Origin of the sequence: Labrys sedimenti (assembly GCF_034424805.1) — a bacterium.
Taxonomy (GTDB): domain Bacteria; phylum Pseudomonadota; class Alphaproteobacteria; order Rhizobiales; family Labraceae; genus Labrys; species Labrys sedimenti.
In genome coordinates, this window is sequence record NZ_JAXOUF010000013.1 from 48,533 (window position 1) to 57,636 (window position 9,104).

The window sequence follows — 9,104 nt, forward strand, 5'->3', positions numbered from 1 at the left end:
CCAAGACATTACGATAGCCTGGATGCGTCATTGCGAGGCTGGGCAGCTATACCTGCGGGAACAGGCGAGGGGGCGCGGCGGCGCGTGGCCTCCTGCCGCGACGCGTGGAGGGCAGACGGCCTTCCCGCCATGCGGAGAAGGCTGATCGCACGCCGCGCAGCCGGGCCGGCCTCAGTGCCGGAAATGGCGCGTGCCGGTGAACACCATGGCAAGGCCGGCCGCGTCGGCGGCGGCGATCACCTCGGCGTCGCGCTGCGAGCCGCCCGGCTGGATCACGGCGGTGGCGCCGGCGGCGACCGCGGCCTCCAACCCGTCGGCGAAGGGGAAGAAGGCATCGGACGCCACCACCGAGCCCTTGGTGAGGGTTTCCGGCAGGCCCGCCAGCTTGGCGGCATCGGCAGCTTTGGCGGCGGCGATGCGGGCCGAATCGACCCGGCTCATCTGGCCGGCGCCGATCCCGACGCTGGCCCCGTCCTTCACATAGACGATGGCGTTGGACTTCACATGCTTGGCGATGCGGAAGGCGAAGGCGAGGTCGGCCATCTCCTTGGGCGTGGGGCTGCGCTTGGTCACCACCTTCAGGGTCATGTCGTCGACCACGGCATTGTCGCGCGACTGCACCAGCAGCCCGCCCGCCAGCGTCTTGGCGGTGAGGCCCTCCGCGCGCGGATCGGGCAGGGCGCCGGTGACGAGCAGGCGCAGGTTCTTCTTGGCCGAGATGATGGCGATGGCTTCCTCGCTGGCGTCAGGGGCCACGATCACTTCGGTGAAGATCTCGACGATCTTCCGTGCGGTATCGGCGTCGAGCGTGCGGTTCACCGCGATGATGCCGCCGAAGGCCGAGACGGGGTCGCAGGCAAAGGCCTTCTCATAGGCTTCGACCAGCGTCGGCGCCTCGGCGACGCCGCAGGGATTGGCGTGCTTGACGATCACCACCGCGGCCGACTTGGCCGGGTCGAACTCGGCCACGCATTCGAAGGCGGCGTCGGTGTCGTTGAGGTTGTTGTAGGAGAGCGCCTTGCCCTGAAGCTGGCGGGCGGTGGCGACGCCCGGGCGCTTTTCGGGGGTGAGGTAGAAGGCCGCGCTCTGATGCGGGTTCTCGCCGTAGCGCAGGGCCTCGGCCAGCGTGCCGCCGAAGGCACGGAAGGTCGGCGTGTCCTCCTCCAGCGTCGCGGCAAACCAGTTGGAGATGGCGGCGTCATAGGCGCCGGTGCGGGCATAGGCCTTGGCAGCCATGCGGCGGCGGAAGGGCAGGCTGGTGGCGCCCGCATTCTCGGCGATCTCGGCCAGCACGTCGTCGTAATCGGCGACGTCTACGATCACGGTGACGTCGTCATGGTTCTTGGCGGCGGCGCGGATCATGGCGGGGCCGCCGATGTCGATGTTCTCGATCAGGTCCTCGAAGCTGCCGCCGCGGGCGAGCGTCGCCTCGAAGGGGTAGAGGTTGACGACCAGGAGGTCGATCGGGCCGATGCCGTGGGCGGCCATGGCGGCGCGATGCTCTTCATTGCCGCGGATGGCGAGCAGGCCGCCATGCACATTGGGATGCAGCGTCTTGACGCGGCCGTCCATCATCTCGGGAAAGCCGGTGATGTCGGAGACGTCCTTGACGGGGAGGCCAGCCTCCTCCAGCGCCTTGCGCGTACCCCCGGTCGAGACCAGCTCGACGCCATGGGCGGCGAGGCCTTTGGCGAAGTCGATCAGGCCTGATTTGTCCGAAACGGACAGCAAAGCGCGGGCGATGGGGGCGGCAGCGGTCAAGGTTGAAATCTCCGAGGCAGGGTTTGGCCGCTTGATAGCGCAAGATGAGGGGAAGGGGGAGATTTTATGGGAGAGGCAGGCATTCCGGGTGCGCGGACGTCCCGTCCGCCTCTTGGAAACGCTGCGCTCACCGAAGGGAAGAGGCGGACGGGGCGTCCGCGCACCCGGGACACCCCGCATTTACACGCTGCACCAATAGGGATATCGTATATCCGTAATTATCGGCGCGTACTGCCGCTACGGAATGAACGGATGATCCTCAAAAGCCAAGTCGAATGGGCGCTGCATTGCTGTGCGATCCTCGCCGGCCTGCCGGCGGGGCGCTACCTCTCGACCAAGGCGCTGGCCGAGTTCCACGGCGTGCCGAAGGAATATCTCTCCAAGGCGCTGCAGCACCTGTCGCAGGCGGGGCTGGTCGACACCACACTCGGGCCCTCCGGCGGCTACCGGCTGGCGAGGCCCCCGGCCGAGCTGACCTTCCTCGATATCGTCGAGGCGGTGGAGGGGCCGTCGCGCACCTTCGTGTGCACCAATATCCGCGCCAACAATCCCTGCCGCCCCCAGGGCTATTGCGAGAGCGGGCCCTGCGCGGTGGCGCGCATCATGTGGGCGGCGGACGAGGCCTGGCGGGGCAAGCTGCGCAGCGTCAAGCTGTCCGATCTCGTCGCAATCCTGTCGCAGGAGATCCCGGAGCAATTGTGGAAGGATAGCTTCGAATGGGTGCTGGCGCGGGCAGGATGAGGGAGGCGGGCGAGGGCACGAGCGCGAGGCCGCCGGCTCCGCAGGCCTGGTAGAGCCGGTCCAGCACCTCGTTGCGCGCCGGCGTGCGCCGCGCCGGATTGGCGACGCAGAACTGCAGCTCGGCCTCGATCGCCAGCGCATCGACCGATTTGAGCGCCACGATCGGCGCGGGATCGCGGAGGATCTCCTCGCAGGCCCTGAGCACGGTCCGTAGCGCCTCGACGCTGTCGCGCGGGTCCTGGCTGGCGGCGATCCGCACGCTCTGGCTGATCCAGTGGGTCTCGTCGGGGCGGCTGAGATTGGTCAGGCTGAGCTTGGCCAGCAGGCTGTTGGGCAGCACCACCACATTATGCGCGCCCGAGAGCAGATTGGTGCAACGCCAATTGGTCTCGATCACCCGCCCCTCGGTGCCGTCGCCGAGCACGATCCAGTCGCCGAGGCCATAGGAGCGCCCGAGCGTCAGTGCGATGCCGGAAAAGACGTCGCCGAGCGTGTTCTGCAGGGCGAGGCCGAGGATGACGGCGACCACGCCAGAGGTCGCCACCAGCGTGCCGACCGGCACGCCGAACACGAAGCCCAGGATGGAGAGGGCGACACCGAGATAGGCGAGGGCGACGAACAGGTCCTGCAGGAGATGGGCCTCGCGCGGCCGGCGGTTGAGGGCGAAGTAAATATGCATCAGGCCGATGACGGCCCAGGCCAGGTGCGTCCACCACAGCACCCGCGCCGATTTGGCGACGAAGGCGGCAAGGCCGGCGGTTTCGTTGGCGCCGAGTTGATGCGGCCAGATGCCGTTGAACGCGACGAGGGCCGTCATCGCCGAAAAGAACAGGAGCTGCACGATCAGGCGAGCCCGCGGGCGCCGGCGCCCCTGGAGATGCCAGACGACGATGCCGGCAAGCCCCAGCAGGTCGATCAGCACGAGGGGCAGGAAAGCGGGATCATCGACCATGGCTGGGGCTCGGTGGGAACGTGTATATGGGGACCGCACCAAGAAAGGCGCGGGCCACCCTCCCCACTGCGTGGAGAGGGCTTTTCGCGCTGCGCCAAGCCCAGCCGCAACCCCTTATTTCTGCAGCGGGAAGGTCAGTTCCTTCTGGGCGGTGTCGACCACGAACACCGCCAGCAGCTTGGCGGGCCGGGTCTTGCTGGCATTGGCGCTGACGCCGTGGCGGTCGCCCGGCATTTCCGAGAAGTTCTGGCCGGCGCGGTAGACCTTCACCGGCCCGTCATTGACCTGGCTCTTGATCGCCCCTTCCAGCACGGTGGCGTAGATGAAGGCGGAAGCGGGGTGGGTGTGGCCCTCGGAAAAGCCGCCGGGACCATATTCGACCAGCACGCCCTTCAGGCTCTTGCCGGGGACGTTGGGCAGTTCGTGCTCATAGACGAGCGAGACCTTGGCCGTCTTGCCGTCGGCAACGGCCGGCGCGGTGAGCAGAGTGGAGATGGCGAAGGCAGCGAGGAGAGGACGGATCATGGCTGGGATTCCTGGTTGGAGGATGATTTGGCGAGAAGCCTTCCCCACTGCGTGGAGAAGGCGACCCGCGTTTTTCGCGGCGAAGTACCGCCTCACTTCCTCGGATTGGCGGCGAACCATGCCTCGAAGCCGATGCGGCCGAGGCGGGGATTGTTGTCGCTGACGAGCGAGCCGTCCTCGAGGCGGGCGCCGAAATAGCGGGCCTCGGGATCGACAACCACCTCGCGGGCATCGCCGCTGGCCTTGAGGTAGCGGGCGACGAGATCGCTGAGGCGCGAGCGCTCCGGGCCGGCGATCTCGACCGTGCCGTTCACCGGCGCGGCGAGGGCGACATCGGCCATGGCGTCGGCGACGTCGTCGGAGGCGATCGGCTGCACGAAGGCGGGCGAGAGATGCACCTTGCCCTCGATCGTGCCGGACTGGGCGATGCCGGCCAGGAACTCCATGAACTGGGTGGAGTGCACGATGGTGAAGGGAATGCCGGCGGCCTTGATCAGCGTCTCCTGGGCAAGCTTGGCGCGGAAATAGCCGCTGTCCTGCAGCCGCTCGGTGCCGACGACCGAGAGGGCGATATGGTGCCCGACGCCGGCCGCCTTTTCCGCCGCCATCAGGTTGCGGCCGGAGGTCTCGAAGAACTCCAGCACGGCCTTGTCCTCGAAGGAGGGCGAGTTGGCGAGGTCGATCACCACCTGCGCGCCTTCAAGCGCCTCGGCGAGGCCCTCGCCGGTGATGGTGTTGACGCCGGTATTGGGCGAGGCGGCGAGCACCTCATGGCCCTTGGCTTGGAGCCGCGCCACCGTCTTGGTGCCGATCAGCCCGGTGCCGCCGATGATGACGATTTTCATGGGATGTCTCCTTTGGGGGTGTTGTCCCTGGGATCGCGGACGTCTCGTCCGCTCTTAGAAACGCTGCGCATGCGGGAGGGGGAAGAGGCGGACGAGGACGGTCGCGCTCCCAGGGAAGCTTCTCAGTAGTCCCAGAACACCGGCACCCAGCGGAAGGCTTCGCCGTCCACGGCGACATGGCCGACCGAGGGGAAGGGCAGGTGGGTGGCCACCAAGAGGCTGTTGGTCTCAGCCAATTCCCGCAGGAGGCCGACGCGCACGCGGGCGGCCTCCTCCGGATCGTGCTCGAAGCCGTTGAACCAGTCGGGATGCTCGAAGCCGACCGCGAACATGGCGTCGCCCGCGAACATCAGCCGGTCGCCGCCGGAGGCGAGGCGCACCACGCTGTGCCCCGGCGTATGGCCGCCGGTGCGGGAGACGACCACGCCGGGCGCCACCTCATGCTCCTCGCCGAACAGCCGGAGGTGGTCGCGATATTCAGCCGCGAAGCGCTTGGCGGTCGCCCGCAGCGCATCCGGGAAGCCCGGCGGCATGGCGACATGGGAGAAATCGGGTGCCTCCCAGAACCTGGCCTCGGCTTCGGCCACATGGATCCTGAGGTCGGGCCGCAGGCGCTCCTTCACGCCGTCGACGAGCAGGCCGCCGACATGGTCCATATGCATGTGGGTCAGCACCACGTCGGTCACGGCGCCGAGGTCGATGCCGCCCGCCTCCAGCCGCTTGATCAGCTGGCCGGCCCGCGGCAGGTTGAGGTCCGGGTCGAGCCCCAGCCCGGCATCGATCAGTATGGTCTGCGCGCCGCTGCGCACCACGACCACGTTCAGCGCCCAGTCGAAGGCGTCCTGTGGCAGGAACATGTCCTTCAGCCAGGCGGCCCGCACGGAAGCTTCGGCATTGTGGCCCAGCATCTGGGTGGGCAACGGCAGCACGCCGTCGCTGACCACAAGCACGTCGATCTCGCCGATCTTCACCGCGTAGCGCGAGGGCACCAGTTCGTCGGGTTTGGGTCTGGCGGGCGTCAAGGTGTTGTCCAGGCTCATATTGGCCTCCTGTTTGGTGGTGGCTCCGGCGCCGACGAGGCCCCGTGCCGCTGGTGGTGATTGTTTCCGGGTGCGCGGACGTCTCGTCCGCCTCTTCCCCTTCTGCAGACGCAGCGCTTCCAAGAGCGGACGTCGCGACATGCAGGCATGTCGCTGTGACGTCCGCGCACCCGGGAAGAAGCCTCAGCTCAGGCCGGCCTTATCCAGCCCGTAGAGTTTGTCGGCCGAACCCGGCACCGACTTGAAGGCGATGGAGGCGCGGTTCCAGGTGTTGATGATGGCGATCGCGAAGGTGAGATCCGACACCTCCTTCTCCGAAAGCTGGCCGCGCACGCGCTCATAGAGTTCGTCGGGGATGCCGCCTTCCGGCAGCCGGGTCACCGCCTCGGTCCAGGCCAGAGCGGCGCGCTCGCGCGGCACGAACAGGTTGGATTCGCGCCAGATCGCGACGTGGTAGAGCCTCAGCTCGCTCTCGCCGTGGATCTTGGCTTCCTTCACATGCATGTCGAGGCAGAAGGCGCAGCCATTGAGCTGCGAGGCGCGGATGTTGACGAGATCGCGGAGCTTCTCCTCGATCACGCTGCCCTTCAGGGTCATGCTGAGATCGGAGAGCTTCTTGAAGAGGTCCGGGGATTGCTGGGCGTAATTCAGGCGCTGGCTCATGTCCGTTTCCTTATTAAGGATATTCAATATCCTTATGGATATAAAATATCCGTAATAGCTGGACAGTAAAGCCTTACCTGCCTAAACTCCGGGCATAAGGCCTATGCGCAAAAGTATGGGGGGTGGGGAATGGACATCGTTGGCGCCTTGCGGACCTTCCTGCGCGTGGCGCAGACCGGCTCCTTCACCGCGGCGGCTGCCGGTCTCGATCTCACCCAGCCGGCGGTGTCGCGCCAGGTCTCGGCGCTGGAGGCGCGGCTCGGCCTGCGCCTGCTCCATCGCACTACGGTGTCCCTGGCGCTGACGGCCGAGGGCGAGCGGCTGATCCCGATGGCCCTGCGCGTGATCGAGGCGGTGGAGGCGCTGGGCGAGAGCGCCGGCGCGGCGGAGGCTGCGGTCACCGGCAAGGTGCGGCTCAGCCTGCCCGCCCCGCTGGGCCTAGCCCTCGCAGAGCGCCTGCCGGAGCTGCTCGCCCGCCATCCCGGCCTGACCGTCGATCTTCTCTTGCGCGAGGCGCCCTCCGATCTCATCGGCGAGGGCATCGATCTCGAAGTGCGCCTCGGCGCCGTCGAGGATTCCAGCCTGACCGGCCGGCGCATCGGCTGGACCACGGCCTATCTGGTGGCCGCACCCTGCTATCTCTCAAGGCGCCCCGCGCCGGTGCGACCGGAGGAGGTGCCTCGGCATGACTGCATCTGCTACGCCCGCGCCGGCGACGGGCGGCTCTGGTGCTTCTCCGACGGCGCCGACGAGACGCGCCTGCGCATCGCCCCGCGCCTCGTGGCCGACAGCGCCGTCGCCGTCCACCGCGCCGCTTTGGCCGGCGGCGGCCTCGCCATCCTCTCCCACATCCTCGCCAGCCCCGACATCGCAGCCGGCCGCCTCGTCAGCCTGATGCCGGACTTCCCGCCGGCCCGGCTGCCGATCACGCTGGTCTACCCCTCCCGGCGCAACCTGCCGCAGCGGGTGAAGGCGGTGATGGAGTTCGTGGTGGAGGCGGTGAGGGGGGATATGATGATGGGGTGAGGGGGATAACTGCGGTGACCAGGAAGGAGAAAGGGCTGACAAGGATTTGACGGGAAGTCTCGGTTTGACCCTTCACAATTTTGCGGGTGTTTCGCAGGAATGGCCGCTCAGCGCCCCATCTTGGCCGTCGACATTGCCTCGGTCGACTCTCATAAACGGACACAGCAGGCATCTCGGACTAGCCCTCTTTTGTCGGCCAGACCAGCGGCCTGCGCTGCTGCCGGGCGAGATCCTCAATACCCAATAGGGACGCCGCATCCTTGGGGTCACGTCGCCTCTTGATGTCTCGGTATTCGCCGAGGAAGGCTACCACCAAGCCAGTCATTTTCGCATCTATTCGGCCAAACAGTGCATCATCGTTGCAGAAGCGATAATGCTTGCCCCACCCGCGAATGATGCTGTCGGTCCTGTGGAGAGTGGCTACGAGGGAATGTTTCCGAGGAATGGCGTCGCCTCTCTTCGTCTCCCGCATGCCCTTAGCGCTTTCTTTGAAGCGCTTCTGTACATTTAGCTCCAGCTTCGAGATCGCCTTCGATGATGGGCGGATGAAGCCGTTGTTGAATTCGATTCCAAGCCAATCGAACTTGTCGGAGACTCTCAGGGGCGCCGTCGAAGACTTTTCCTCGGAGAGGGTCATCCCGAACTCAGCCAAGATGCTGATGGCCAGCCGCATGCGGGCTTTCGCGGCCGCTGCTGAAGGCGCGAGAATGATAAAGTCGTCGATATACCGGACGCACACGCAGTCACCCTCGTTCATGCGGCGATCAAAGTCATGAAGCAGGATGTTGCCCAGCAGAGGTGACAAAGAATTGCCCTGAGCAACCCCGATAGCCTCTATTGGAAAGGCCTGTGCTTTCTCCTTGAGCTCGGCCATGTTTGATAGTTCGAGCCTAATGGCATCCTCAAACAACACAACGAACGGTGGATCTTCCGTGACCTTCGCAATGATGTCCGTCACGTGGGGTTTGGGTATTTTGGTGAAGAAGGCACGTATGTCGGCAAATGCCACGTGGGTGGCACCATTGCCTATCGCCGTGAGTACAGCCTGCACTGCGGCGGGGACTGCTGCGAGCCCATTCTTCTGCTTCTTGATGCCGCCGAAGCTGTTGGGATTGTGAAAATAGCGACTGAGTCCGGGAACTGTCTCCAAGGCCTCAAGTACCGCGCGCTGGACGATACGCGAACGTAGCGGAGCCAGCACAAGCGGGCGGAATTTGACGCTTTTGCTTCCGTCTGCGTTCTTCTTAGCCACCGGAATGCCCTTGGCTTCCGGAAATCTGAAGCTGCCGGCAGACAACTGACCACTGAGCACGTTGATGTTCTTCTGCGGATCGGCCGCGAACTCATCAACCTCAGCGCGGACGTCAAGCGATGTGGACGTCTGGGCATTCTCTTGGATAACGCGCCATGCTTTGTGCAGCGTTGCCTTGCTCTGCACTAACTTCATGAGAGGCGATGGCGGTTTCAAGTGTCCTTAGGGTCCTGTTTGTGAGCCCCACCCGTCCGACAGGCGCTGACCACTGCAGAGGTACGTTGCCGCCCATTCTGCGC

Annotated in this window: 9 protein-coding genes; 2 read left to right on the forward strand and 7 right to left on the reverse strand. The window is 65.9% G+C overall.

The window, feature by feature from the left end; genetic code table 11:
• Nucleotides 1-171: 171 nt before the first annotated feature.
• Nucleotides 172-1,761, reverse strand: a complete 1,590-nt coding sequence (gene purH, locus U1R88_RS26450) for a bifunctional phosphoribosylaminoimidazolecarboxamide formyltransferase/IMP cyclohydrolase (protein WP_322433942.1) — start codon at nucleotides 1,759-1,761, stop codon at nucleotides 172-174.
• Between the two features lie 252 nt (nucleotides 1,762-2,013).
• On the opposite strand from purH, the gene U1R88_RS26455 reads away from it, so the two are divergent.
• Nucleotides 2,014-2,502 (forward strand): RrF2 family transcriptional regulator, encoded by a 489-nt coding sequence (locus tag U1R88_RS26455; protein ID WP_322433943.1) that lies wholly within the window; start codon nucleotides 2,014-2,016, stop codon nucleotides 2,500-2,502.
• Here U1R88_RS26455 and U1R88_RS26460 read toward each other — a convergent pair.
• The 5 genes from U1R88_RS26460 to U1R88_RS26480 form a co-directional block, all read right to left on the reverse strand.
• Nucleotides 2,408-3,454, reverse strand: coding sequence for a mechanosensitive ion channel family protein (locus U1R88_RS26460; RefSeq protein WP_322433944.1), 1,047 nt, complete (start codon nucleotides 3,452-3,454; stop codon nucleotides 2,408-2,410). The genes U1R88_RS26455 and U1R88_RS26460 overlap by 95 nt on opposite strands.
• A 114-nt stretch (nucleotides 3,455-3,568) precedes the next feature.
• Nucleotides 3,569-3,979, reverse strand: a complete 411-nt coding sequence (locus U1R88_RS26465; protein ID WP_322433945.1) for a cupin domain-containing protein — start codon at nucleotides 3,977-3,979, stop codon at nucleotides 3,569-3,571.
• Nucleotides 3,980-4,071: 92 nt separating this feature from the next.
• Nucleotides 4,072-4,824, reverse strand: coding sequence for an SDR family oxidoreductase (locus U1R88_RS26470; RefSeq protein ID WP_322433946.1), 753 nt, complete (start codon nucleotides 4,822-4,824; stop codon nucleotides 4,072-4,074).
• Between the two features lie 122 nt (nucleotides 4,825-4,946).
• Nucleotides 4,947-5,864, reverse strand: coding sequence for an MBL fold metallo-hydrolase (locus tag U1R88_RS26475; RefSeq protein ID WP_322433947.1), 918 nt, complete (start codon nucleotides 5,862-5,864; stop codon nucleotides 4,947-4,949).
• 183 nt (nucleotides 5,865-6,047) lie between these two features.
• Nucleotides 6,048-6,527: a carboxymuconolactone decarboxylase family protein gene (locus U1R88_RS26480; protein WP_322433948.1), complete on the reverse strand. Its 480-nt coding sequence runs from the start codon at nucleotides 6,525-6,527 to the stop codon at nucleotides 6,048-6,050.
• 129 nt (nucleotides 6,528-6,656) lie between these two features.
• Here U1R88_RS26480 and U1R88_RS26485 point away from each other — a divergent pair, with 129 nt between their 5' ends.
• The gene (locus tag U1R88_RS26485) at nucleotides 6,657-7,553 is read left to right on the forward strand and encodes a LysR family transcriptional regulator (RefSeq protein ID WP_322433949.1); all 897 of its coding nucleotides are present in this window, start codon (nucleotides 6,657-6,659) and stop codon (nucleotides 7,551-7,553) included.
• 178 nt (nucleotides 7,554-7,731) lie between these two features.
• Here U1R88_RS26485 and U1R88_RS26490 read toward each other — a convergent pair whose 3' ends face one another.
• A complete protein-coding gene (locus U1R88_RS26490) occupies nucleotides 7,732-9,000 on the reverse strand; it encodes a reverse transcriptase domain-containing protein (protein WP_322433950.1) in 1,269 nt (422 codons plus the stop codon).
• Between the last annotated feature and the right edge of the window lie 104 nt (nucleotides 9,001-9,104).